Annotated in this window: 19 protein-coding genes; 14 read left to right on the top strand and 5 right to left on the bottom strand. The window is 70.6% G+C overall.

Features of this window, described 5'->3' with window-relative positions:
* Positions 1-93: 93 nt before the first annotated feature.
* From NFR93_RS07100 to NFR93_RS07060, 9 genes are read left to right on the top strand one after another with little or no spacing between them, the layout of a single operon-like run.
* The gene (locus tag NFR93_RS07100) at positions 94-1,884 is read left to right on the top strand and encodes an ABC transporter substrate-binding protein (protein ID WP_251451228.1); all 1,791 of its coding nucleotides are present in this window, start codon (positions 94-96) and stop codon (positions 1,882-1,884) included.
* A 47-nt stretch (positions 1,885-1,931) separates the two neighbouring features.
* On the top strand, positions 1,932-3,779 hold the full coding sequence (locus tag NFR93_RS07095; RefSeq protein WP_251451227.1) for an ABC transporter ATP-binding protein: 1,848 nt from the start codon (positions 1,932-1,934) through the stop codon (positions 3,777-3,779).
* Complete coding sequence (locus NFR93_RS07090; protein WP_251451226.1) at positions 3,776-4,837, top strand: ABC transporter permease; 1,062 nt, start codon at positions 3,776-3,778, stop codon at positions 4,835-4,837. Before NFR93_RS07095 ends, NFR93_RS07090 begins: the two co-directional genes overlap by 4 nt.
* Entirely contained in the window at positions 4,834-5,793 is a 960-nt protein-coding gene (locus NFR93_RS07085) for an ABC transporter permease (RefSeq protein WP_251451225.1), read from the top strand. The genes NFR93_RS07090 and NFR93_RS07085 overlap by 4 nt, the downstream gene beginning before the upstream one ends.
* 35 nt (positions 5,794-5,828) lie before the next feature.
* Positions 5,829-6,218 carry a TIGR03618 family F420-dependent PPOX class oxidoreductase gene (locus NFR93_RS07080; protein ID WP_251451223.1) on the top strand — a complete coding sequence of 130 codons (390 nt, stop codon included), beginning with the start codon at positions 5,829-5,831 and terminating at the stop codon, positions 6,216-6,218.
* Complete coding sequence (locus tag NFR93_RS07075; protein ID WP_251451222.1) at positions 6,215-9,388, top strand: hypothetical protein; 3,174 nt, start codon at positions 6,215-6,217, stop codon at positions 9,386-9,388. The genes NFR93_RS07080 and NFR93_RS07075 overlap by 4 nt, the downstream gene beginning before the upstream one ends.
* A gap of 16 nt (positions 9,389-9,404) precedes the next feature.
* Complete coding sequence (locus NFR93_RS07070) at positions 9,405-10,448, top strand: extracellular solute-binding protein (RefSeq protein ID WP_251451221.1); 1,044 nt, start codon at positions 9,405-9,407, stop codon at positions 10,446-10,448.
* A gap of 7 nt (positions 10,449-10,455) precedes the next feature.
* On the top strand, positions 10,456-12,021 hold the full coding sequence (locus NFR93_RS07065) for an ABC transporter permease (protein WP_251451220.1): 1,566 nt from the start codon (positions 10,456-10,458) through the stop codon (positions 12,019-12,021).
* Positions 12,018-13,046 (top strand): ABC transporter ATP-binding protein, encoded by a 1,029-nt coding sequence (locus tag NFR93_RS07060; protein WP_251451219.1) that lies wholly within the window; start codon positions 12,018-12,020, stop codon positions 13,044-13,046. Before NFR93_RS07065 ends, NFR93_RS07060 begins: the two co-directional genes overlap by 4 nt.
* Positions 13,047-13,071: 25 nt before the next feature.
* Here the strand turns inward: NFR93_RS07060 and NFR93_RS07055 are convergent, their stop codons facing one another.
* The 5 genes from NFR93_RS07055 to NFR93_RS07035 form a co-directional block, all read right to left on the bottom strand.
* Positions 13,072-14,748 carry a DUF885 domain-containing protein gene (locus NFR93_RS07055; protein ID WP_251451218.1) on the bottom strand — a complete coding sequence of 559 codons (1,677 nt, stop codon included), beginning with the start codon at positions 14,746-14,748 and terminating at the stop codon, positions 13,072-13,074.
* A complete protein-coding gene (locus tag NFR93_RS07050; RefSeq protein ID WP_251451217.1) occupies positions 14,745-15,503 on the bottom strand; it encodes an HpcH/HpaI aldolase family protein in 759 nt (252 codons plus the stop codon). The genes NFR93_RS07055 and NFR93_RS07050 overlap by 4 nt, the downstream gene beginning before the upstream one ends.
* A 58-nt stretch (positions 15,504-15,561) precedes the next feature.
* Complete coding sequence (locus tag NFR93_RS07045; protein ID WP_251451215.1) at positions 15,562-16,578, bottom strand: 3-hydroxyacyl-CoA dehydrogenase; 1,017 nt, start codon at positions 16,576-16,578, stop codon at positions 15,562-15,564.
* A gap of 76 nt (positions 16,579-16,654) precedes the next feature.
* The gene (locus NFR93_RS07040) at positions 16,655-17,413 is read right to left on the bottom strand and encodes an SDR family NAD(P)-dependent oxidoreductase (RefSeq protein ID WP_251451213.1); all 759 of its coding nucleotides are present in this window, start codon (positions 17,411-17,413) and stop codon (positions 16,655-16,657) included.
* Positions 17,414-17,424: 11 nt separating this feature from the next.
* A complete protein-coding gene (locus tag NFR93_RS07035) occupies positions 17,425-18,207 on the bottom strand; it encodes an SDR family NAD(P)-dependent oxidoreductase (RefSeq protein WP_251451542.1) in 783 nt (260 codons plus the stop codon).
* Positions 18,208-18,394: 187 nt separating this feature from the next.
* Between NFR93_RS07035 and NFR93_RS07030 the strand changes: the two genes are divergently transcribed.
* From NFR93_RS07030 to NFR93_RS07010, 5 genes are all read left to right on the top strand, one after another.
* The gene (locus NFR93_RS07030) at positions 18,395-19,357 is read left to right on the top strand and encodes a VOC family protein (protein WP_251451211.1); all 963 of its coding nucleotides are present in this window, start codon (positions 18,395-18,397) and stop codon (positions 19,355-19,357) included.
* Complete coding sequence (locus NFR93_RS07025; protein WP_285814547.1) at positions 19,354-20,157, top strand: amino acid ABC transporter ATP-binding protein; 804 nt, start codon at positions 19,354-19,356, stop codon at positions 20,155-20,157. The genes NFR93_RS07030 and NFR93_RS07025 overlap by 4 nt, the downstream gene beginning before the upstream one ends.
* Entirely contained in the window at positions 20,157-20,933 is a 777-nt protein-coding gene (locus NFR93_RS07020) for an amino acid ABC transporter permease (RefSeq protein ID WP_251451209.1), read from the top strand. The genes NFR93_RS07025 and NFR93_RS07020 overlap by 1 nt, the downstream gene beginning before the upstream one ends.
* 74 nt (positions 20,934-21,007) lie before the next feature.
* Entirely contained in the window at positions 21,008-21,868 is an 861-nt protein-coding gene (locus NFR93_RS07015) for a transporter substrate-binding domain-containing protein (protein ID WP_251451207.1), read from the top strand.
* Positions 21,869-21,871: 3 nt separating this feature from the next.
* Complete coding sequence (locus NFR93_RS07010; protein ID WP_251451205.1) at positions 21,872-24,568, top strand: FAD-dependent oxidoreductase; 2,697 nt, start codon at positions 21,872-21,874, stop codon at positions 24,566-24,568.
* Positions 24,569-24,579: the final 11 nt, after the last annotated feature.

Raw genomic sequence — 24,579 nt, 5'->3', positions numbered from 1 at the left:
GAAGAGACCTTGCACTGGAGCAGGTCTTAAGCGGTGCGACGGATCCCCGGCCCTCGCCGGCCCGCTTGCACTCACCGTTCGAGAGGAAAACTCATGCACTACCGATCACGGCTCGCGCTCTTGGCAGCGACCTTCGCGATCCCCGCCCTCGTGCTGACCGGCTGCGCCGGCGGCGGCGGTGAGGACTCGGGCGACGCCGACCAGGGCGACGGCGACACCGGCGGCACCCTCATGCTGGCCGGCAACTCCGACGTCCTGTATCTCGACCCCGCGGCGGCGTACTCGGCACCGGACTACCAGGTCCACCGGGCCCTCACCCGCACGCTCTTCGCCCATGTGCCCGCAGGGGACGACACGGGCAACACCGAGATCGTGCCCGACCTGGCCCTCGAGATCCCCACCCGCGAGAACGGCGGCATCTCCGAGGACGGCCTGGTCTACACCGTGGAGCTGCAGGAGGGCGTCGAGTTCGACGCGCCGGACGGCGCACGCGCGGTCGTCGCCGAGGACGTCGTGCGGGCGATCAAGCGCATCTGCAACCCCGTCTCGCCGTCGAACGCGCTGGGCTACTTCACCGACACGATCGTCGGTCTCGCCGCGTACTGCGAAGGGTTCGCCGAAGTGGACCCGAGCATCGAGGCGATCAGGGAGTACGTCGAGGGCACGGAGCTGGAGGGCGTGCGGGCCGTCGATGAGCGGACCGTCGAGTTCACCATCACCCAGCCTGCGGCGGACTTCATCGAGATCATGGCGCTGGGCGTCTTCCTGGCGCCGCAGCCGGTGGAGTACCTGGACTACCTGCCCGACTCGCCCGAGCTCCGCCAGAACATCATCTCCACCGGCCCGTACCGCATCGCCGAGTACGTCCCCGAGGAGAGCTTCACCCTAGAGCGCAACCCCGTGTGGGATGCCGACCTCGACCCGATCCGCGAGGCGTACGTCGACGCGATCGAGATCTCGATGGGCCAGGATGCCGCGGCCGTGCAGCAGCAGCTCGAGGCCGGAACGGTCGACATGCAGTGGGCGGACACCGTCACTCCCACCGCCTCGGTGCCCGCGCTCCTCGCCGCGGAGGACGAGCGTCTGGTGATCGGCAGCGACGGCGCCATCCGTCCCTACGTCGTCATCAACACGCTCAGCCCGAACGCGGACGGCGCCTTCGGTAAGACCGAGGTGCGTCAGGCACTGAACTTCGCGATCGATCGCAGCGCCGCCCAGCAGATCCAGGGTGGCCCCGGGCTCGCCGAGGTCGCCACGCAGATCCTCCCGCCGGAGGTCCTCGGCACCGAGCAGGCGAACGTCCTGGACGTGCCCGAGGGCGGCGACACCGAGCGCGCTCAGGAGCTCCTGGCCGAGGCCGGCTACGAAGACGGGCTCCCCGTTCGTCTGCTCTACCGCGAGACCGAGCCCTACGCGTCGCTCGCGACCGCCATGCAGCAGGACCTCCAGGCCGCGGGCTTCGACGTCGAGATGAAGGTCACCACGCAGAACGCCTTCTACGGCGAGTTCCTGCTCAACCAGGACATCACCGAGGCCGGTGAGTGGGACATCGCCATCGCCGCGTGGAGCTCGGACTACTTCGGTGGTCGCCCCTACCTGGTGCCGATGCTGGACGGACGCGGGTACGCCGCCGGTTCGCCGAACTTCGGCGGCTGGAACAACGAGGAGTTCAACGCGCTCGTCGACGAGGCGCTCGCCGCCGAGACGCCCGAGGCGGCGAACGAGGCGTGGATCGCTGCGGATGCCGTCGCGACCGAGGATGCCGCGTGGGTGCCGATCACGTTCGCCCGCACGCCGGTCTTCCACTCCGAGCGGGTGGGTGGCTTCGAGTGGAACGCCTGGACGAACAACGGCGACGTCACGAACGTCTGGCTCGAGGACTGAGTCCCGTCCGCTCGCGGACCGGATGACCTGAACGGAGGAGATGCCACGTGTTGCTGAGTGTCGAGGATCTCGACGTGTCGTTCGACACCGGGGACGGTCGACTCCACGCAGTGCGTGGCATCTCCTTCGAGCTGGACCGAGGGGAGACCCTCGGGGTGGTGGGCGAGTCCGGGTCCGGGAAGTCGGTCAGCACCCAGTCGATGGTGGGGCTGTCCAGCGGCGCCATCGTGACGGGCCGCGCGCTGTTCGAGGGACGCGATCTGCTCACGATGGGCGACGCGGACCTGCGATCGATCCGCGGTCGCGAGATCGGCATGGTGTTCCAGGATCCGCTCTCGTCGCTGCATCCGCAGTACCGCGTGGGTGCGCAGATCGCCGAGGCGATCCGCACCCACGAGCCGACGTCGCCGAAGCTGATGCGATCCCGCGTGATCGACGTTCTCGACGAGGTCGGGATCCCGAATCCCGACAAGCGGGTTGACGATTACCCGCATCAGTTCTCGGGCGGCATGCGCCAGCGGGTCATGATCGGACTGGCGCTCGCCCTGCGCCCATCCCTGCTCATCGCCGACGAACCCACGACAGCGCTGGACGTCACCGTCCAGAAGCAGCTGCTCGAGCTGATGAATTCGCTCCAGCGCGAACACGGCACCGCGATCCTGATGATCACCCATGACCTGGGAGTGGTGGCGGGAGTGGCCGACCGGGTGCTCACGATGTACGCCGGCCGGATCGTCGAGCGCGGTTCCCGAACGGACGTCCTGGCCCGGCCGCATCACCCGTACACGCGCGGTCTGCTCGCCTCGGTGCCCCGCGTCGGCTCGCAGCGCACCGTCCTGCAATCGATCCCCGGCAATCCGCCGAGCCTTCTCGTCGAGCAGCCGGGGTGCCCGTTCGCGAGCCGCTGCACCTTCGCCCGGGACGAGTGCCTGCACGGATTCCCGGACGAGAAGCGCATCGGCCCCGGTCACGGCTCGGCGTGCGTGCTGCCGGCAGAACACGCCGGACCGGTCGTGCTGCCCGCACTCCCGGAGACCGCGCACGCGGCGGCGGCCGGCGACGACCTGATCGCCCGCGTCGAGGACGTCCGCATCACCTTCCCGGGCGCCCGCAAGGGCGTGCTCGGACTCAAGGCCGAAACGGTCGTCGCCGTCGACGGTGTGAGCCTGGACATCCCGCGCGGGGGCACCCTCGGCATCGTCGGAGAGTCGGGAAGCGGCAAGTCCACCCTCGCCCGGGCACTGACCGGGCTCATCCCGCTCACGAGCGGGCGCGTCGAGTTCGAGGGCCGCGACATCACCGGCCTGCGCGGCGCGGACCGACGCGCGCTGCGTCGCAACGTGCAGATGGTCTTCCAGGATCCGTACGGCTCCCTCAACCAGCAGCGCCGTGTGGGATCGATCATCGCCGACCCGCTCGTCATCCACGGTGTCAATGACGGCAAGGGGCTGCGGGCGAAGGTGCAGGAGCTCATGGAGCTCGTCGGCCTCAACCCCGAGCACTACAACCGCTTCCCCGCGGAGTTCTCGGGCGGTCAGCGCCAGCGCATCGGGATCGCGCGAGCCCTCGCGCTCAACCCGAAGCTGGTCGTCTGCGACGAGCCCGTCTCGGCGCTGGACGTATCGATCCAGGCCCAGATCCTCAACCTGCTCGGGTCGTTGCAGGACGAGCTCGGGCTCACCTACGTCTTCATCGCGCACGACCTCGCCGTGGTCGAGCACATCGCCGACACCGTGGCGGTGATGCACCGCGGTGTCATCGTGGAGCACGGCACCGTCGATGAGATCTACCGTTCGCCGCAGCAGGAGTACACGCGCGCCCTGCTGGCCGCCGCGCCCCATGTGGACACCGCGCTCGAACCGGGTGACACCTTCGCGAAGGGAGTGGGCGGATGAGCCGTCCGAACTCGACCGAGCCGCACCCGCCGGCCGAGACTGCGGAGGACGCGGTCGTCGACAAGGGGTCGTCCACACCGGTGGCCGGCATGACAGCCCAGGCCCCGGTCGCCGCGCGGAGCCCGCTTCAGCTCGTCTGGAGCAGGCTGCGCAGCGACCGCACCGCCATGATCTCGGCGGGCGTGATCGTGTTCGTCATCATCGCGGCCGTCGCCGCCCCGCTGGTGGCGCTGTGGACAGGACACGGACCGAACGAACAATTCCGTGAGGCGGGTCTGAGCGAATTCGGCACGCCTGTCGCCCCCAACTCCCAGTTCCTGCTGGGCACCGACAACCTCGGTCGGGACGTCCTCGTCCGCCTGGTCTACGGAGCGCAGATCAGTCTCATCGTGGCCTTCGCCGCGACGTTGGGCGCACTGGGGCTGGGCACCCTCGTCGGCCTGGTCGCCGGCTTCCTCCGCGGCTGGGTCGACACCATCCTCACGTGGCTCATGGACACGACGCTCAGCCTTCCCCAGCTGCTCTTCGCGATCTCGCTCGTCGCCCTGGTCGGGCCGTCGCTGGCCACGACGGTGTTCGTCATCGTGCTGTTCTCGTGGGCACCCATCGCCCGGGTCGTCCGCGGACAGGTGCTCTCGCTGCGCGAGCGCGAGTTCGTCGAGGCGGCTCGTTCGCTCGGCGCCTCGAACTGGCGCATCATGCGCGTGGACGTGCTGCCGAACCTCCTCGTGCCGATCCTCGTCTACGGCACGCTGCTCATCCCGCAGGCGATCGTCTTCGAGGCGACGCTGTCGTTCCTAGGCCTGGGCGTGCTGCCTCCGACGGCGACATGGGGCAACATGCTCTCGGTCGCCTCCACCGGCTCGCTCTACACGATCGCGCCGTGGCTGGTCGTCTTCCCCTCGGCGGCGCTGCTGGCCGTGACGCTCGCCTTCAACCTCCTGGGCGATTCGATCCGCGACGCCCTCGATCCGCGCCAGACCCTCTTCGCGGGTCGCCGACGTCTCGCGCGCCGCCGAGCCGCCCGGCGCGCCGCCCGGAAGGGGGCACGGGCATGATCCGCTTCCTCAGCCGTCGGACGCTCTCCGGCATCCTGACCCTGATCGCGATCAGCGCGCTGATGTTCGTGCTGTTCTACGTCGCCCCCAACGATCCGGCGCGAACGATCGCCGGCGTGCAGGCGACCAATGCCCAGGTCGAGCAGGTCCGGGAGCGTCTGGGACTGGACCTGCCGATCATCGAGCGGTACTTCCTCTATATGGGCGGTCTGCTGCAGGGAGACCTCGGCTACTCCTTCTTCAACCAGCAGCCCGTGCTCGACTCGATCCTGCAGCGGCTGCCCGAGACCGCCTCGATCGCGTTCGGCGGACTCGCCATGGCACTGCTCATCGGTGTCAGCATCGGCATCGGAGCGGCACGGCGCCCGGGATCGATCCTCGATCGCGCCAGCACCGTCTTCGTCCTCAGCGGCCTGAGCGTGCCCACCTTCGTGGTCGGCCTGCTGCTGCTGTACGTGTTCTTCTTCCAGCTGACGGTCATCGGGCTTCCCCTGTTCCCCGCCGCGGGGTACGTCGACTTCGCCGACGATCCCGCGCAGTGGGCGAGGCACCTCATCCTTCCCTGGATCACCGTCGGGTTCGTATCCGCCGCCACCTACGCGCGTCTGACGCGGAGCCAGCTCGCCGGAGTGCTGGGCGAGGACTACATCCGCACCGCCCGTGCGAAGGGGCTCGGTGAGAACGCCGTCGTGTACAAGCACGGAATGCGCAGCGCACTCACCCCGGTGGTGACGCAGATCAGCCTCGACATCGCGGTCCTCATGGGCGGGCTCGTCGTCACCGAGCAGATCTTCGGGATCAACGGCATCGGGCGGCTCGCGATCCAGTCCGTCACCCGGGGCGACCAGCCGGTGATCATCGGGACGATGCTGCTGGCTTCGCTGTTCGTGGTGATCTCGTCCATCCTGGTCGACATCGTGTACGCGCTGCTGGATTCACGCGTCCGCGTCAAGTGACCGCACCCGAGGTGCGATCCGAGAAGGGACATCCGATGCTGGACGAACGAACGCGCGCGCTCGCGAAAGGCGTCAACTTCGCCTCGCTCACCACGCTGCGCAAGGACGGGTCGCCGACCGCGCAGGTGATGTGGGTCGACTGCGACGACGAGCACATCCTCATCAACACCGAGATCCACCGGCTCAAGTTCCGGCACATGCAGCGGGACCCGCGGGTGGCGGTGCTCATCATCGACAGCGCCGACCCGTACCATTACGCGGAGGTCCGCGGCGAGGTCGTCGAATTCATCCACGGCCCGGCCGCACGCGCGCACATCGACGAGCTGTCGCAGCGCTACTTCGGGCGCCCCTACATCCCCGAGCAGATCGAGAGCGAGCGCGTGATCTGCCGCATCCGGCCCTACGCGACCAAGGAGAAGGCATGACCCGCACCAGCGCCCAGCTGGCTTCCGATCTCGGCGGCGACGTCATCCGATGGCGCAGCGTCGGGCCCTCGCGCGGCGGCCGGGTCGTCGCCGTCGCGGGTGACCCGCGGGACCACTCGCGGTTCTGGATGGGCGCGTGCTCGGGCGGCGTATGGATGACCGACGACGCCGGCCAGTACTGGCGCCCGATGAGCGACGGCTTCCTCGACACCGCCTCGATCGGGGCGATCGCCGTCGCGGAGTCGGACCCGCAGGTCGTCTGGGTCGGAACCGGCGAATCGTTCGCACGCAACAACGTCGTCCCCGGAGACGGCGTCTACCGCACCGTCGACGGCGGCCGCACATGGGACCACCTGGGCCTGGAGGCCACGAAGCACATCGCCAAAGTGCGGGTGCACCCCCGCGACGCCGACATCGCCTATGTCGCCGCCACGGGAGACGTCTTCGGACCCAATCCGGAGCGGGGCGTCTACCGCACGCGCGACGGCGGGCGCACCTGGGATCTGGTCCTCCACGTCTCGGACCGAGCGGGAGCCGCCGACCTCGTCATCGACGCCGGCAATCCCCGAGTGCTCTACGCCTCGATCTGGCAGATGGTCCGCCACCCCTGGAACATCATCTCCGGAGGGGAGGACTCGGGCCTGTGGCGCTCGACCGACGCGGGAGACTCCTGGGAGCGCATCTCCGACCGACCCGGGTTCGCCACGGGACTGCTCGGGCGGATCGGCGTGGCCGCCAGCCCGGCCCGGCCCGGACGCGTGTGGGCGCTCGTCGAGGCGATCGGCGAAGAGGGCGGCGTCTACCGCTCCGACGACGCCGGCGACACCTGGGAACACGTCTCACGCGAGCGCTCCGTGCAGGGACGCCCCTGGTACTACAGCCACATCATCGCCCACCCCACCGAGCCCGACACGGTGTGGAGCATGAACACGTGGGCGTGGCGCTCGCGGGATGGCGGCCGCACGTTCCAGCAGGTCCAGACGCCGCACGGCGACAACCACGACCTGTGGATCGACCCCTCCGACCCGCGCCGGATGATCAACGGCAACGACGGCGGCGCGTGCGTGAGCGTCAACGGCGGCATGACGTGGTCGTCGATCTACAACCAGCCGACGGCGCAGTTCTACCGCTTCGACATCGATCACCGCTTCCCGTTCGACCTGTACGCGACCCAGCAGGACAATTCCGGCATCCGCGCGCCCTCCCGCTCGTGGAAGGGGGCGCTGCGCTGGCCCGACTGCGTCGAACTCGGCGAAGCCGAGGCGGGCGATGTGGCCCTGGACCGCTCCGATCCCCGCTTCGTCATGCTCGGCGGAGCGGGCTTCGGCCACCCCGGCCCGCTGCTGCGCTTCGATCAGGTGACCGAGCAGGCGCGCGACGTGGCCGTATGGCCCGAGTACTTCATGGGCATCGGTGCCAGCGAGATGAAGCACCGGTTCGGGTGGACCTACCCGATCGAGTTCTCGCCGCACGAGCCCGGCGTCCTGTACGTCGGCGGGGAGCGACTCTTCCGCTCGCCCGATGGGGGCATCTCGTGGAGCGCCATCAGCCCCGACCTGACCCGCGACGACGAACAGAAGCAGCAGCCGACGGGCGGCCCCATCTCCGGCGACTCCACCGGCGCCGAGGTGTATTGCACCATCTACGCCTTCGCAGAGTCGCCGCTCACCCCCGGCGAGCTGTGGGTCGGCTCCGATGACGGGCTGGTCCACCTCTCGCGCGACGGCGGCGGCGAATGGACGCGGCTGGAGGTGCCCGATCTGCCCGAGTGGGCGACGATCGCGCGCATCGAGCCGTCGGCGCACCGCGCCGGCACCGCATACCTCGTGGCGCACGCCTACCGCCTGCAGGATCCGCGCCCGTTCGTGTATCGCACCGACGACTTCGGGGCGACGTGGGAGGCGATCTCGGACGGCATCCCCGCCACCGAGTGGGCGCGCAGCATCCGAGAGGATCCGTCCTCGCCCGAACTGCTGTTCCTCGCGACCGAGCGCCGGGTGTGGTTCTCGGCCGATCGAGGCGGAACATGGGCGAGCCTGCGGGGGAACATGCCGTCGGTGCCGGTCTACGACATCAAGGTCCGCGCGAACGAGCTCGTCGCCGGGACGCACGGGCGCGCCTTCTGGATCCTCGACGACATCGCGCCGCTGCGCGAGATCGCGCATGCCGACGTCTCCCGCCCCGTGCTCTTCACCCCGCCCGCCGTCTACCGCTACCCGACACCGGACGGCTTCGACATGCCCGGCGAGGGCACGTGGGTCGGGGGCTTCCCCGGAGTGCCGCTCGGCGGCGCGACGTTCACCCGGCGGGCGCTGCCCGACGGCACGCGCGAGACGGTCTGGCTCGACGGCGGGAAGAACCCGCCGAACGGCGCGCAGCTGATCTACCGACTGCCCGCCGATGCGGACCACGTCACGATCACGATCCGGGATGCCGGGGGTCAGACGCTGCGGACGTTCCGGTCGACGGCGCCCGCAGACCGCGATCTGCCCGCCACCGAGGTTCCGTCCACCGCCGCCGGCACTCATGCATTCCTGTGGGATCTGCGGATCGAGCCCGCGCTCACCTCGCCGCGCGACGGGTCCTCACGCGAGGTCGTGCACCCCGGCCCGCGTGTCGCGCCCGGGACGTACTCGGTGGAACTGGCGGCGCTGGGCTCGACGCACGTGCAGGAAGTCCAGGTCGAGCGGGATCCGCGCGGCGTCGCGTCGGACGACGACCTCGTCGAGCAGTACCGGCTGCTCGTGCGGATCCGCGACCTGCTGCAGCGGGTGGCCGACGGCATCGGGTGGTCGGCCTCCGCCTTCGACGCTCTCGAGGGCCTGCGCGCACGCCTCGACGGGCGTCCGTTCGCCGAGCGGATCGGCTCGACGGCCGGCGAGATCGACGCGCTCCGCCGTGTACTGACCAACCCCGACATGAAGGACCACAACGACGCGCTCAAGATGGCGGCGGGGCTCGAGCAGAAGATCGTGCTCCTGCCCGAGATCGTCGTCGAGCTCTCCGACACGCGGCCCGTGCCGGGGGTCTACGAGGTCCTCGACCGATTCGAGGCCGAGGCGGACGCCGCGCTCGCGCGGCTCGATGACCTGAAGAAGACGTCGATCCCCGAACTGGATGCCGCACTCCGGGCCGATCCCGGCATCCCCCTCGTCGCGCCCGCAGAATAGGAGCACCGCCGCACCCATGCATCCCCGCCGTCTCGTCGCCCTCGCGCTCGTCGCCGTCCTCGCGCTCACGGGGTGCGCGACGGGATCGTCCGACGGCGGCGCCTCGGAGCCGGGTGCGGGCGGGGACGGTTCGGCCGACCTCGTGGTCTACGTCGGACGCAACGAGGATCACGTGCGCCCGCTCGTCGAGCGCTTCGAGCGAGACACCGGCCTCGTCGTCGAAGCCCGCTACGGGAGCACGGGCGAGCTCGCCACGACGATCCTCCAGGAGGGGGAGGCCTCGCCCGCCGACGTGTTCTTCGCCCAGGACCCCGCCTACATGGGCGCCGTGTCGGAGGCGGGGCTCCTGAGTGCCCTGCCCGCGGACGTCCTCGACCTCGTGCCGGAGGCGGTCGCCGGGCGAGAGGACGACTGGGTCGGCGTGACCGCGCGCCGGCGCGTGCTCGCCTACGATCCCGCGCAGACCCCCGAGGCGCGACTGCCGTCCTCGGTGTTCGAGCTCACCGGATCGGAGTGGGCCGGGAAGGTCGGTCTCGCGCCCACGCACAGCTCCTTCGTCTCCTTCGTCGCCGCCCTCGTCGCGATGCACGGAGAGGGCCCGACCCTCGCCTGGCTCGAGGACATGGCGGCCAACGATCCGCAGGTCTTCGACGGAAACGAGGAGCAGCTGCGCGCGATCGCAGCGGGCGATCTCGAGGTCGGGCTCGTCAATCACTACTACGTGCACCGGCTTCTGGTGGAGGACCCGGGTTTCCCGGTGCGCAACCACTCGTTCGAGGCGGGGGATGCCGGCGACGTGCTCGTGCCGACGACCATCGGCACGCTCGCCTCGGCTGACCACCCCGCCGTCGCGCTCGACTTCGTCCGCTTCCTGCTCTCCGACGCGTCCCAGCAGCACTTCCTCGAGGCCGTCGGAGAGTACCCGATGCGAACCGGCGTGGGCACGCCCGCGGGGGAGCGCCCGCTGGACGGCGAGCTCATCGGCGACATGAGGCTCGGCGAGGTCGCGGGCAACCTCGACATCGCCGCCGACCTGATCGCCCGATCCGGTCTCATCTAGGCGAGCCGTGGCAGAACCGGCCCAGCGCGCGGCGGCGGTCCTCGCCGTCCTCGTCGTCGTCCTCCTGAGCGCACCGCCGCTGGTCGTGCTCGCGGTGCAGGGCGTGCTCGGGCGCGACGCGCAGACGGTGGGCCCCGAACGGCTCGTCGAACTCCTCGGCAACACGCTCCTCCTCGCCGGGCTCGTCGTCGCCTTCTCGATCGTGATCGGCACCGCCACCGCGGTGGTGACGCAGCGTTCCGCGCTGCGCGCCGGCCGCATGTGGTCGACCCTCGTGATGGTGCCCCTCGTGCTCCCCGCGTACGTCATCGCGGTAGCCCTGTCGGGCATGCTCGGCGGCGACGGCACGCTGACGCGGTGGCTCGGGCCCTTCGGCGTCGACCGGCTCCCGCCGGCTGCCGGGCTGTGGGCCGCGACCGCGTGCCTCACGATCGTCGGGATCCCGATCGTGCACACCCTCGTGTCGGCCGCGCTGTCCCGCCTCGATCCGGCGCTGGAGGAGAGCGCGCGCCTGCTCGGCGACACCTCGACGCGGGTGTTCGCGCGCGTCGTCCTGCCGCATCTGCGCGGCACGCTCGCGCTGGCCGCGTGCATCCTGGCGCTGTATGTGATCTCGGACTTCGGCGCGGTGTCGATGCTTCGGTACGACACCTTCACCCGCGCCGTGTACGCGCAGTTCCGCGGCCGGGCCGACCTCGCGCCCGCGTTCGCGCTGTGCTCGGTCCTCGTCCTCGTGGCCGCGGTCTTCATCGTGGGGCAGGTCGTGCTGCGAGGACGCGAGCCGGCTGCTGCGCCGAATGCGCGACCTGCGGTGTCCCGTCGTGGGAGCGTCGCCTCCCGAACCGCCGGAACGGCCCTCCTCACGCTCGTGGTGCTGTTCTCCAGCATCCTGCCCATCTCGACGCTCGTGGCCTGGACGGTGCGCGGCATCGCCGCGGGCGCGCAGCCGGGGCCGGTGCTGGCCGAAGCGGGGAACGCCGTGCTGTACGGCCTGTACGCGAGCGTGGTGACGACACTCCTCGCCCTGCCCATCGCCCTCGCGGCGCGCCGTCGCCGGCTGCTCGGACGCGTCGTCGAGGCGGTGCCGTGGATCACCCACTCGCTGCCGCACCTGGCGGTCGGGCTCGCGATCCTCGTGCTCTCACTCCTGGGTCCCGCCACGCTGTACCAGTCCACGACGACGCTGGTCCTGGCCTACGCCGTCCTGTTCCTGCCCCTGGCGATCGCTCCGCTCAGCGTCGCGCTCCGGCGCATCGACGACCGGCTTCTCGACGCGTCCCGTGCGCTCGGCCGATCGGATGCTGCGACGCTGGCCCTGGTCGTCCTGCCGCTGGTGCGTCCCGCGGCGCTCACCGGCGCCGTGCTGGTGTTCTTCGCGACCTTCCATGAACTGCCGGCGACGCTCCTGCTGCGGCCGACGGGGGCGGAGACGCTCGCTGTGAGACTCTGGGGGGCGATGGTGGAGGGGCAGTACACGACGGCGAGCATCTCCGCGCTGCTCATGGTGGCGATCAGCGTCCCGCTGCTCTGGCTGCACGCGCGCGCGACGGTGCACGGACCGGGGGCGACATGACGGATCTCGCTCTGGACGCGCGCGGTCTGGGATACCGCTACGGCGCGGTGGTCGCGGTCGACCACGCCGACATCGCGGTGCCGCGGGGGGCTCTCGTCGCGCTCCTCGGTCCGTCGGGCTGCGGCAAGACCACCACGCTCCGGCTCATCGCGGGTCTCGACACGGGCGAGGGCACGATCGACATCGACGGGGTCCGCGTCAGCGGCGGGAGGCATGCCGTCGCGCCGGAAGCCCGCGGCGTGGGGCTCGTCTTCCAGGACAGCGTCCTGTTTCCGCACCTCGACATCGGCGCCAACGTCGCGTACGGCCTGCGCGGACCGGCGAAGAACAGGGATGCCGGGCAGATGCTCGAGCTGCTGGGCATCGCCCACCTGGCCCGACGGATGCCGCACGAGGTCAGCGGCGGTGAGCAGCAGCGCGCCGCCCTCGCGCGCACGCTCGCCCCCCGGCCGTCGCTGGTGCTGCTGGACGAGCCCTTCGCGCATCTGGACGCATCCCTGCGCGAGCAGGTGCGCGACGAGATGCTGCGCGCGATCGCGCGCACCGGCACGTCGGCGCTGCTCGTGACGCACGACCAGGCTGAGGCGCTGGCCATCGCCGATCGCATCGTCGTCATGAACCGGGGCCGCATCCACCAGCACGGGACACCCGAGGAGGTGTACCGGCATCCGGTCGACCGCTTCACGGCGTCGTTCGTGGGGCGCTCGACACTCATCCCGGCGAAGATGACCGGGCCGGGGGAGGCGCGAAGCGCATTCGGCGATCTCTGCGTCGACATGGACACGCCCCCCGGTGAGCGGCTCGCCGTGCTGAGACCCGAATCGGTCCGCATCGCCGAAGGGGATGCCGGGGTCGCGGGTCGGGTCGTGCGCACGTCCTTCCGCGGCGCAGACCGGGCGGTACGGGTCGAGCTGACGGACGGCACGGTCGTCGAGACGACGGATGCGGGCGAGCGTCGCGTCGGCGATCACATCCGCCTCATCGTCCACGGCGTCGTCGCGACGGTCCCGGTCGACGGTCGCTGACGGATCGGCGTCGGGCCGTGCGCGGTCAGTCGGCGAGGAGGAGTGCGCGCAGCGGCGCGAGGCCCATCGGCCCGAGCGCGAGCGCCTCGCGGTGGAAGTCCGCCAGTCGCGCATCCGGGCCGCGGCGCGCGCGCCACGCTTCCCGCGCCTCCGACCACAGCTTGGCGCCGACCTTGAACGCGAGGGCCTGCCCGGGGTAGCCCAGATAGCGGTCGACTTCGAAGCGCGCGAGGTCGGGCTCGACCATGGCGTAGTCCTCGAGGAAGGTGCGGGCGAGCGCGGGCGTCCACGAGGTCTCGGCGGTGAGCGTCGTCGGCGGTATCGGTCGTCCGGTGTGCATGCCGATGTCGGCGACGATGCGCACGGACCTCCAGATCTGGCCGAGGACCATGCCGAGACGCTCGGCGGGATCGCGGATGAGGCCGAGCTCGTCGGACAGGGCCTCGGCGTAATGCGCCCACCCCTCGGCGAAGCCGTGGACCTCGCACAGGTACCGCTGCCACGGGTGCAGGTCGGCGTTCGCGCGATTGACCGTGTGCTCGAGGTGGTGGCCCGGGAGCCCTTCGTGGTGGACGCTCGTGACCTCCTGCCACGTCGCGGCGACGGGCAGGCCGCTCGGGACCGTCCACACGATGCGGCTCGGGACCGTGCCGTCGGGCGGCGCGGGCGTGTAGTACACGACGCCCGCCGACGCCTGCGAGACGACGCACTCGACATCGTCGATCGTCGGCGGCAGGTCGAACGCCTCGGCCCCCAGCACGTCGACGCTCTCGGCGACCCGCCTGCGCAGCCACGTCACGATCGCTTCGATGCCCTCGAGCCGGTAGCGCGGGTCGGCGTCGAGGAGAGCGGCGGCCGACCGGACGGGGTCGCCCCCCGATCCGCCGAGCTGTTCGGCCAGTTCGCGTGAGAGGGCGACGAGCCGCTCGAGCTCGCTCCAGCCGAACCCGTAGACCTCATCGAGGTCGATCGGCGAGCCGAGCATGCTCGCGGCCATCGTCGCGTAGACGGCCTCGCCCATGGCGTCGTCCTCGGCGGCGTCGGCCAGGAGCTCGTCGCGGAGGAACCCGACGAGCTCGGACAGCGCCGCCGTCATGGCGGCCGCTGCGGCGTCCGCACGTGCCGCGACTGCCGGGGACAGATCGACTGCGCGCTCGATCCCGGCGAAGTAGTCGCTGCGCACCCAGCCCGCCACCTGATCGGCGAGGATCCGGATCTGGCGCGCGGATGCGACGCCCGTACCCGTGAACCGGCCGGCTCTGCCGAGGTCGCGCGCCCGCGCGAGCGACCGCATGTATTCGCGCACGGCCGCCGGTCCGGCCTCGAGCCGCTCGAGGACGGCCCGCCCGGCGGCGTCGTCGCCGATCGCGAGACCTTCGATGCTTCCGAGGACGAGGTGCACGGGGGTCGCGAGCCCGGCCACCAGCCGCATCGTGAAACCGGTGTCGAACAGGGCGCGGTCCCCGGCGAGTCGCTCGGCGAGGGCCGCGCGCAGGACTGCGTCCGGCGCGTCGGCGGGGAGGGCCGCGAGGCGATCGAGCACGCCGCCCTGCAGGGCGTACCGCTCTTCGAGCCACTCGGGCGAGAGGTCCGCGAGTGCGCGCGCGGGGCTCGGACGGCCGAGGGCGAGCGCGGCGGAGGGCTCACGCACCGCGAGAGCATGCATGTACTCGTCGGCGATGTCGCGGACGAGCGAGCTCATGCGGGCCGGCCAGACGTCCGGATGCCGCGCGCGGCGTCGACGAGCGTGGTGCCCGCCGCCGAGATCAGCTGGGTGTCGACCGCCACGGCCAGCGTGGTGAAGCCGCGCTCCGAGAGTGCGCGCGCGGCCTCGAGGCTTCCCGCGAAAGCGCCCGCGCGCGTGCCCGCCCGGCGACACGCCGCCACGACCGCGTCCAGCGGGTTCCCGGGCGAGTGGTCGGCGAGGAGATCGGGCACGGACCTGCCGAGGGCGATCGCGAGGTCGAACGGTCCGACGAACACCATGTCGACTCCCGGAGCGGACGCGATGGCGTCGACATCGGCCAGCGCGCGCGAGGTCTCGACCATGACCGCGCACGACACGCTCTCGTTCGCCTCGTCGGGGGGCGTCGTCGATTCACCTCGGTAGGCCGCGAGGGGACCCCACGAGCGCTCGCCCAGCGGTGGGTAGCGTGCGGCGGCGGCGGCGGCGATGGCCTCCGCGACGTTCTGCACCATCGGCACGATGATGCCCGTCGCGCCGGCGTCGAGGGCGCGACCGATGAGGGCGGCGTTGTTCTCGGGTACGCGCACGTGAACCGGGACGGCCGATGCCGCGGGGATCGCGGCGATCAGTCCCGCGTCGTCGTAGAGACCATGCTGCGCGTCGAGCACCAGCAGATCGGCGCCGATGCGCGCCATGAGAGAGGCCGCCGCGGGGGTTCCCAGCATCGACCAGGCTGCGACCTGGATCCCGGCATCCGCTGATTCGCTCACAAGCCACAGCCTATCGGGCGCGGAACGTTCCTCTGCCAGGTTGGTGGACGCCTCTGCTTTACAAAGGCGAGGTGACAGCGGGTGCGGGAGTGGCGAGCGGATTGTCGAAGTGGCGCAGGAGCGACGCGAGGCGGATCATCGCGAGGTCCCGCTCCCGGACGTTCTCCTCCCACGTCGGATGCGGCAGACGCTGCTCGATCTGATGGGCGACGTGCTCGATCGTCTCGGGCGTCCAGGGGTCGTCGGTGCCCCTCTCCACCCCGATCCGCGCGTACACCGGCCCGAGGACCTCGGCATGGCGCCGCAGCCCGCCCCGGGTGTTGAGCTCACTCGTCGTGAAGGGGCCGATGACCGACCAGCGCAGGCCCAGCCCCTTGCGGACGAGCGTGTCGACGTCTCCGGGGGAGATGACGCCGTCGCGCACGAGGCAGTAGGCCTCGCGCAGCATGGCCCCCTGGAGGCGGTTGAACGCGAAGCCCTCGATCTCGCGGTGGAGGACGACGGGTGTGAGATCGATCCTGGTGAGCAGGTCCGTCGCGGCCGCCACAGCGTCGGCCGACGTGAAGGGGGCGGGCACGACCTCGGCGACCCGCAGGAAGTACGGGGGGTTCGCGGGATGCACGACGAGGCAGCGCTCGCGCCCCGGGAGGTCTTCGGCGAATTGAGAGGCGATGATGGTCGATGTCGAGCTCGCCAGAACGACGCGGCGGTCGGTCAGCCGATCGAGCTCGGCGAAGAGCGCCCGCTTGACGTCGACGTCCTCGATGACGCATTCCTGCACGAAGTCCGCGCCCGCGAGGGCGGCCTCGAGCGTCGCGCACATCGTGACGCGCGCGCGCAGCACGTCGACGGGGTCGGCGAGGAGTCCCGCATCCGAGAGCTCGGTCAGCATCGCCTCGACCTCGTCGAGCGCACTCTCGCGCACGCCCTCATGCGTCTCGGTCATCTGCACGTGCACGCCCGCTGAGGCGAAGACGACGGCCCACGCGATCCCGATGCTGCCCGCGCCGATCACCGCGACCGTTTCGGTGGCATGCGGAGCGGGGCTCGTTCCGAGCGGAGGGGGTGAAGTCATGTAACGCGTCCGATCAGGTGTTCTGGTGGCTCTGAAGGTGAATGCCCGGGGGCGGGTGCCGGTGATCCGCGCGGAATCACCGGATGTAGGAGGCCCCGTTGAGGTCGATCGTCGATCCGGTCAGACTCGGACAGCGATCGGATGCGAGGAACGCGGCGAGCTCGGCGATCTCCGAAACGGCGACGTGCTGACCCATCGCGAGTCCTTCCGCAACGGCGCGCACCTCATCCGGATCGAGGTCGGCCGTGCCCATGCCGCCGTCGACGACGCCCGGAGCGATCGTGTACACGCGGACCCCCGATCGCGCGTAGGCGCGGGCGAGGGTCTGGGCGAAGTTGCGCAGCGCGGCCTTGGAGGCCGCGTACCCGCCCAGGTCGGGGATGCGGCTGCCCTGCTCCGCCGCCCAGCTCGAGACCGCGATGATGGAACCGCGCTGACGCTCGGCGAACGCGCTCGCCGCCTCTCTCATGAGCGTTGACGCGGCGATGACGTTCACCTGCAGAGAACGCTGCCAGCCGGCATCCCATTCGGCGTCGTCGCCGACGAGCGGCGTCGACGCCATGGCGGCGGCGTTCACGACGACGGTGTCGACGTCACCCTGCTCGAGAGCGCGTGTCCACAGGTCACGAGCGCTGTCGCCGCCGCCGAACCCCGCCTGCAGGAGCGTCCGGCGTTCCCCGGGGATGCCCGCCAGGGCCGCCTCGGCCGCCTCGCGTCGGCTCCGATACGTGCCGATCACCTTCGCGCCCTCGCGGCCGAAGACGCGGGCCAGTTCTCCGCCGATCGCGCCTGAGACGCCTGTGATGAGAGCTGTGCGCCCTTCGAGTGCCGCCATGGTGGTCTCCTTCAGAGCATTCCGCCGTCGACGGGCAGAAGGTGGCCGGTGATCGCTTTCGAAGCCGGAGACGAGAGGAAGAGCGCCGCCTCGGCCACATCCTGAGCCGTGGCCAGCCGCCCGAGTGCGGTGGCCTCGGCGGCTCGCGCGAGCGCGGACTCCCGGTCGAGGCCGGTGAGGGCTGCGCGGCTGTCGATCCGCCCCAGCAGCGCTTCGGTCTCGACCGGTCCCGGAGCGACGGCGTTCACGCGGATGCCCCGACGGCCGAGCGCCAGCGCCGACGAGCGCACGACGCCGAGTAGAGCGTGCTTGCTCGCCACATAGGAGAGGAGGTGCGGATCGGCTTTCCACGAGTTCAGCGAGCCGATCACGACGATCGTGCCGCCGTCGGGCATGGCGGGGGCGACACTCCTGATAGCCGCCACCACGCCGCGCACGTTCACCGACATCGTCCGGTCGAAGTCATCGAGATCGACGGTCTCGGGGGAGTGCCAGGACGGTACGACGCCGGCGGCGGCGATGAGTCCGTCGAACGGGACGTCGTCGTTCGTCAGAGTGCTCACCGCGGCATCCATCGCCTGCTCATCGGTCACGTCGGCGCTCACGGTCGGCCACGGAGCGGGTGACGCCGGCGGATGGAGGTCGATGATCGCCCCTCGCGCCCCCTGCGCGGCCAGCGCTTCGACGATGGCGGCGCCGAGTCCCCGTGCCCCGCCCGTGACCAGAAAGCGCCGACCCGCGAGCGGGCGCGATGAGGGCGCTGTCGCCGACGTGTCGGCGCCCTGCGGATCCACGTGCGTCAAAAGACCATCCTCCTGATCGGACTGACAGTAATGTACGGTATGCGAACGGATCATCGCAATACGAACGCAATTGTGCGTATTGCGGACAAGTGTGCGTTATGCAAACATCACTCCAACGACCACGGTCGTCCGCGCGTGACCCGCATCACGCAACCGCGACTACGCGAGGACCCCACACATGAACGCACCTGACTACCGGTTCGGAACCCTCCTGGGGCTCGACCACATCGGCATCGGCGTCTCCGACATGGACGCATCTCTGCGGTTCTACGGCGACCTGGGCTTCGTCGACGTCGCCTTCGACTACACCGGCCCCCTGGGCGGGATCGAGGCGCTGACCGGGCACGAGGCGACCGAAGCGCGCGTCGTGTACCTGCGCAGCGCGCATCCGACCGTGCTGGGACGCTCCGGGATCAAGCTCGTCCAGATCACGAACCGGCCGCAGCCGCCGCTTCCCGAGGGCTTCGCCTACGGGGAGCCCGGCATCTGCGAGGTCTGCATCCACGTGCAGTCCTACGAGGACTTCCACGAGCGTCTCGTCGCCGACGGCCACACGGTGCTCATGGAGCCGAACGACCAGATCCTCGAGCCCTACGACACCCACTGCGGCCTCTCCTATGTCGAGGACCCCGACGGCGCCAAGATCGAGTTCATCGAATGGCGCTCGCTGGAGTCGGGGTGGCCCTACCCCGACGGTCCGCAAGGCGTCAACCACGTCGCGTTCGGGGTCGGCAGCTCCGACCGCACCGAGGCGTTCTACCGCTCCCTGGGGTTCACCGCGAAGCTCTTCGACATGGCGGGCGTGAACGAGCCGATGAACCAGTGGTTCCTCGACGTCGGCCGCCAGCCGCCGAGCCAGCGGATGATGCTGCTGATGAGCCCGCACGGCGGGTCGCTCGAGCCCGTCGAGCAGACACCGGCCGGGCCGGACATGCGCGGGGAATGGGGGCACCTCGGCACCTTCGAGTTCTCGATCGGCGCGCGGAACCTCGACCTCGCGATCGCGTATCTCGATTCGATCGGCGTGGACCTCGTGGGCGAGCCGCACGAGATCCGGATGGAGGGCGGGCGCACCTGGCGGTACGCCTACTTCCGCGACCCGGACGGCCTGTACGTCAGCGTCACCGAGGTGCGCGCGTGACCCGGCATACGCTCGCCGCCGACGGCGCCGCGTCCGCGGGGACGCTCGGTCAGCCGCTCATCGCGCTGCGCGGCATCAACAAGACCTACGGCAAGACGCAAGTGCTCTTCGACATCGACCTCACGATCGAGCGCGGTCAGCACGTCGTGCTGTTCGGTCCCTCCGGCTCCGGCAAGTCCACGGTGCTGCGCAGCATCAACCTCTTGGCCGAGCCCGACTCCGGGTCGCTCAAGGTCGACGGTGTCGAGTTCGGGCCGGGGCTTCCGGGCGAATCCGGGGTCAAGCGCGGGGGTCGCCTCGAGCTGCGCCGGCGCGTGGGGATGGTCTTCCAGCAGTTCAACCTCTTCCCGCACCTGTGCGCGCTCGACAACGTGGCGCTCCCGCTGCGCAAGGTGCAGCGCATGAGCAGGCAGAAGGCACGCGAGAAGGCCGCCATCACCCTCCGACGCGTCGGGCTGATCGACCGGGCGGCGAACTATCCGGCAGAGCTGAGCGGCGGTCAGCAGCAGCGCGTGGCCATCGCTCGCGCGCTGGCCCTCGACCCCGAGGTGATGCTCTTCGACGAGCCCACCTCCGCACTCGATCCCGAGCTGGTCGGCGAGGTGCTCAAGACAATGCGCGAGGTGGCCGAGACCGGGATGACCATGGTCGTCGTCACGCACGAGCTCGGCTTCGCGAAGGAGGTCGGCGATCTCAACGTCTTCATGGAGGACGGGCGCATCGTCGAATCGGGTCCGCGCGGGTTCTACGACAACTGCACGAGCGACCGTGCGCGCGAATTCCTGCGGGCGGTGATGTGATGTCGATCCTCGACTACGACTGGAGTCTCATCTGGGACAACCGCGATGCGCTCCTCTCCGGCCTGTGGACGGCCTTCTCGGTCGCCATCGTGGGCCTGGCGATCTCGCTCGTCTTCGGGCTCCTCCTCGCCGTGCTGCGCTCGGCGCCCAAGCCCGTCAACTGGCTCGCGTCGGCCTACATCAACATCTTCCGCGGCGTCCCCGCCCTCGTGAGCGTCATCTGGGTGTACTTCGGTCTCGCCCTGCTGCTCGGGGTGCGGTTCACCGTCTTCCAGGCCGGCGTCATCGCGCTCTCGCTTCTGTACAGCGCCTTCTTCGCGGAGATCTTCCGCTCGGCGCTTCAGGCCGTGCCCGCCGGTCACACCGAGGCGGGCTGGGCCCTGGGCATGCGGTCGTCGCAGATCTTCTTCTCGGTCACCCTGCCGCAGGCGATCAAGATCGCGCTCCCCAACATCGGCAGCATGTTCATCGGCATGGTCAAGGACACCTCGACCTTCACCGTCATCGGCCTGCTCGAAGTGGTCCGCGTCACCCAGAACCTCGTCGCGACGACGTTCCAGCCGTTCGTCCTCTACACCGCGGCCGCGATCATCTACGTGCTCGCCGCGTTCGCGATCGACCTCGTCTTCCGGCTCATCGAGGGCGCGTACGTCCGGCCTCCGCTCGGGATCGTCGGTCGCACCCTGCGTGCGCGTCAGCGCCGAACGGTCGACGCCCTTGCGGGGCGCATCAAGGCGGTCACCCCCGCGACCGGCACCCTCTACACGCCCAAGTGACGGCATCCCGCCATCGCTTTTCCCCCTCCGGCATCACCTCCGCAATCCCGAAGTCACATCGAATGGAGAACACCGTGAACGCACGAATCAGCATGAAGGCACTGCGGGTGCCTCTCGTCGCCGCAGCCGCGGCCGCAGCGCTGGTGCTGTCGGCCTGCAGCAGCGGCGGCAGTGGAGCCGCCGCCCCCGAGGAGTCCGAGGACGCGGCGGCCGACAGCGGGCTCATGACCCCCGGCACGCTCGTGGTCGGCATGAACCTCCAGTACAAGCCCCAGATGTTCCTCGACGGCGACACCCCTTCGGGGTACGACGTCGACCTTCTCAACCTGCTCGCCGAGGAGATGGGCGTCGAGCTCGACATCCAGAACCTCGACTTCAACGGGCTCATCCCCGGTCTGCAGTCCCGACAGTTCGACATGGTCTCGGTCGGTCTCGGGGCGACGGATGAGCGCAAGGAGGTCATCGACTTCAGCCGCGGCTACGTGCCGTACGCCACGATCCTCGGCGTCGCACCCGGATCCGAGCTGGGCTCGAGCATCGAGGACTACGACCAGGAGGGCGTCGTCATCACCGCACTGCAGGGTTCGACGGGCGAGCAGCTCGTGAAGGACACATTCCCCAACGCGACGGTCGCCGGGTTCCCCGACCAGAACGCCGCGCTGCTCGAGGTCGCGACAGGACGCGCGGATGCCGTCGTCGTCGAGGACTACATCCTCGCGGAGTTCGACCGCTCCAACCCGGGGCAGCTGGCGCCGCTCGACCTCAGCGAGCCGTTGAGCCTGTACTACGGCGCGTGGGGCGTGCAGAAGGACAACGCCGCGCTCGTCGAGCAGCTCGATGCGTTCCTGTGCTCGGTGCAGAGCGACGGCACCCTCGAGGAGCTGTACACGAAGTGGATGGCTCCCGAGCTGCCGGCGATGCCGGAGGGCTGCTGATCCATGACCGTCGATGAGCACGTGTACGACGTCCTGATCGTCGGCGGTGGGCCTGCGGGCATGGCCGCGGCGTCGACCGCGGCCGATGCGGGACTGGATACCGTGCTCATCGACGAACGCCCCACTCTCGGCGGCCAGGTGTACAAGCAGCCCGGCCCGGGGATGCGGGTGACGGACGCCCGGCGGATGGGTGCGCAGTACCTCGCCGGCCGCGCGCTGATCGACGAGGTCACGGCCAGTCGAGCGGTCGTGCGGCTGCGCACCAGCGTCGTCGACGTCGAGCCGGACGCGGGCGGGTGGATCGCCATGGTGCAGACCGACGGCGAGCCGGTCTCGTCCGTCCGCGCCCGGCGCGTCGTCGTCGCCGCCGGCGCACACGACAGACCCGTCGTCTTCCCCGGCTGGACTCTCCCCGGGGTCATCACCGCCGGCGGTCTGCAGACCCTCGCGAAGACGCAGGCGTTCGTCCCCGGCGAGCGCATCGTCTTCGCCGGCTCCGGCCCCGTGGCCCTGGCCTTCCCGGCGCAGCTGGCGGGCTTCGGGGCGAACATCGTCACGGCACTCGAAGCGGGCCCGCCGCCCGGCCCCGGCGACCTCGCCCGGATCGCGGCCGCCGCGCCGGGCAATGTGGGTCTGCTCATGGATGCCGCCAAGTACCAGTCCGCGCTCCTCGCCCACCGCATCCCGTTGCGCTACCGTCGCATCGTCGTGCGCGCCGAAGGCGACGGCCGGGTCGAGCGTGTCGTGCACGCACGCGTCGATACGCAATGGCGGGTGATCCCCGGCTCCGAGGAGACGGTCGCCGCCGACGTGCTGTGCGTCGGCTACGGGTTCACCCCCGCTTCCGAGCTGCTGCGCCTCGTCGGCTGCGGTTTCGACACGAGCGAGGACCTCGGCGGACCCGTCGTGCGCAAGGACGAGTGGTGCCGCACGGAGGTCGCGGGGGTGTACGCGGCGGGCGACGGTGCGGGCGTCGAAGGCTCGGCCGTCGCGGCGGACGAGGGCCGCATCGCCGCGCTGGCCGTCGCGCTCGACGCAGGGGTCTCCGCCGACGACGCCGTCGTCGCGGCGGCTCGTCCGCTCCTGCGTCGCCTCGCGCGGCGGCGAGCCCTCACGCGCGCGACGCAGCGCATGTACGGGGTGGGCGCCGGGGTGTTCGGGCTCGCCGAGCCCACGACGATCGTGTGCCGCTGCGAGGGAGTCTCCGAAGCCGAGGTGCGCGTCGCCGTACAGACCGCTCCCGAAGTCAGCGCCGTGAAGGCCCTCACCCGCGCGGGCATGGGTCCGTGTCAGGGCCGGATGTGCGGACGCCACATCGCCGCGATGATCGCCGAGGAGCGGGGTGTGGATGTCGGAGACGTCGCTCCCGCCACACCACGCATGCCGCTGCGCCCGGTGCCGATCGGCGCCGTCGCCGACGCGAACGTCGCCGACCCCGGGCTCTTCGCGGCGAAGGAGGACGACCCGATCGAACCCGAGAGAACGGACCTCAGGCCGTCCGACCTGCCCGGACGCGCCGGCGCCGTCGTCGCCGACACGGACGTCCTCGTCATCGGCGGCGGCATCGCCGGCGCGGCGGTCGCCTACTACCTCGCTAAGGAAGGCGTCGAGGTCGAGCTCGTCGAACGCGGGGAGCTCAACCGGGAGGCATCGGGAACGAACGCCGGCAGCTTCCATTTCCAGCTCGCGATCCACCAGCTCTCGGGCAAGGGGACCGACGCCGATCGTTCGCGGCTCCTCGGTGACGCGCGCGCGAGCGTCGAGGCCTACGGGCTGTGGAAGAAGCTGAGCGCCGAGCTCGGCGCGGACATCGGGCTGCACCAGACCGGAGGCTGGATGGTCGCCGAGACGGACGAGCAGCTCAGCCTGCTGCACGAGAAGCATGTGCTCGAAGAGGAAGCGGGGATCCACACCGAGGTGCTGACCGGAGGACGGCTCCGCGAGCGCGCGCCGTACTTCTCCGATCGAGTGATCGGGGCGACGTACTGCGACCTCGAGGGGCACGCCAATCCGCTCGTCGTCGCGCCGCTCTACGCCCGTCGCGCGATCGAGCACGGCGCGCGCGTGCGGACGGGCGTGGAGGTCTTCGCGATCGATGTCGACGATGCCGCTGGTGCGCATCGCTTCACCGTCCGTACCAGCGCGGGCACGATCCGCGCTCGACGGGTGGTGAACTGCGGCGGCGGGTGGGCGGGCGAGCTCGGCGCCATGGTGGGGCTCCGCTTCCCGATCCGCCGGGAGGGCCTCCATGTCAATGTGACCGAGGCGCGGGCCGAGCTCCTGCCATCGATGGTGCAGCACATCGGTCGTCGACTGACCCTCAAACAGACCCACCACGGCTCGTTCATCATCGGCGGCGGCTGGCCGACGCCGATGATGGGATACCCGCGGCGATACCCCACGACGTGGCGCAGCGCCGCCGGCAACCTGCGTGTCGCCCTCGATGTCGTCCCGCAGCTGGAGGACGTGCGGGTTCTGCGCACGTGGTCGGGCATCATCGCCTTCACCGACGACTACTCGCCCATCGTCGGGGAGTCGGTCCGGGTGCCCGGGTACTACGCGTGCGTCGCGTCGACCGGATTCACCTTCTCGCCCATCTACGCTCGGCAGATCGCCGAGATGATCGTGGCGCCGGCGGCGGCCTCGCCCTTCGACGAGCGCTTCTCGATCGACCGCACGGTCGACCGCGCCCGGGCCTGAACTTCAACGAA

The organism is Microbacterium sp. Marseille-Q6648 (assembly GCF_943181415.1).
In the GTDB taxonomy this organism is placed as follows: Bacteria; Actinomycetota; Actinomycetes; order Actinomycetales; family Microbacteriaceae; genus Microbacterium.
Note: the sequence above shows the minus strand (reverse complement) of the source record. Positions and strands in the feature narration are given on the sequence as shown.

Excerpts from the sequence above, each read along its gene's own strand:
- NFR93_RS07020 (WP_251451209.1), top strand. The coding sequence starts at position 20,157 with ATGTCGATCCTCGACTACGACTGGAGTCTCATCTGGGACAACCGCGAT.
- NFR93_RS07085 (WP_251451225.1), top strand. The coding sequence starts at position 4,834 with ATGATCCGCTTCCTCAGCCGTCGGACGCTCTCCGGCATCCTGACCCTG.
- NFR93_RS07045 (WP_251451215.1), bottom strand. The coding sequence starts at position 16,578 with ATGACTTCACCCCCTCCGCTCGGAACGAGCCCCGCTCCGCATGCCACC.
- NFR93_RS07075 (WP_251451222.1), top strand. The coding sequence starts at position 6,215 with ATGACCCGCACCAGCGCCCAGCTGGCTTCCGATCTCGGCGGCGACGTC.
- NFR93_RS07080 (WP_251451223.1), top strand. The coding sequence starts at position 5,829 with ATGCTGGACGAACGAACGCGCGCGCTCGCGAAAGGCGTCAACTTCGCC.
- NFR93_RS07040 (WP_251451213.1), bottom strand. The coding sequence starts at position 17,413 with ATGGCGGCACTCGAAGGGCGCACAGCTCTCATCACAGGCGTCTCAGGC.
- NFR93_RS07055 (WP_251451218.1), bottom strand. The coding sequence starts at position 14,748 with ATGAGCTCGCTCGTCCGCGACATCGCCGACGAGTACATGCATGCTCTC.
- NFR93_RS07100 (WP_251451228.1), top strand. The coding sequence starts at position 94 with ATGCACTACCGATCACGGCTCGCGCTCTTGGCAGCGACCTTCGCGATC.
- NFR93_RS07010 (WP_251451205.1), top strand. The coding sequence starts at position 21,872 with ATGACCGTCGATGAGCACGTGTACGACGTCCTGATCGTCGGCGGTGGG.
- NFR93_RS07060 (WP_251451219.1), top strand. The coding sequence starts at position 12,018 with ATGACGGATCTCGCTCTGGACGCGCGCGGTCTGGGATACCGCTACGGC.
- NFR93_RS07070 (WP_251451221.1), top strand. The coding sequence starts at position 9,405 with ATGCATCCCCGCCGTCTCGTCGCCCTCGCGCTCGTCGCCGTCCTCGCG.
- NFR93_RS07030 (WP_251451211.1), top strand. The coding sequence starts at position 18,395 with ATGAACGCACCTGACTACCGGTTCGGAACCCTCCTGGGGCTCGACCAC.
- NFR93_RS07090 (WP_251451226.1), top strand. The coding sequence starts at position 3,776 with ATGAGCCGTCCGAACTCGACCGAGCCGCACCCGCCGGCCGAGACTGCG.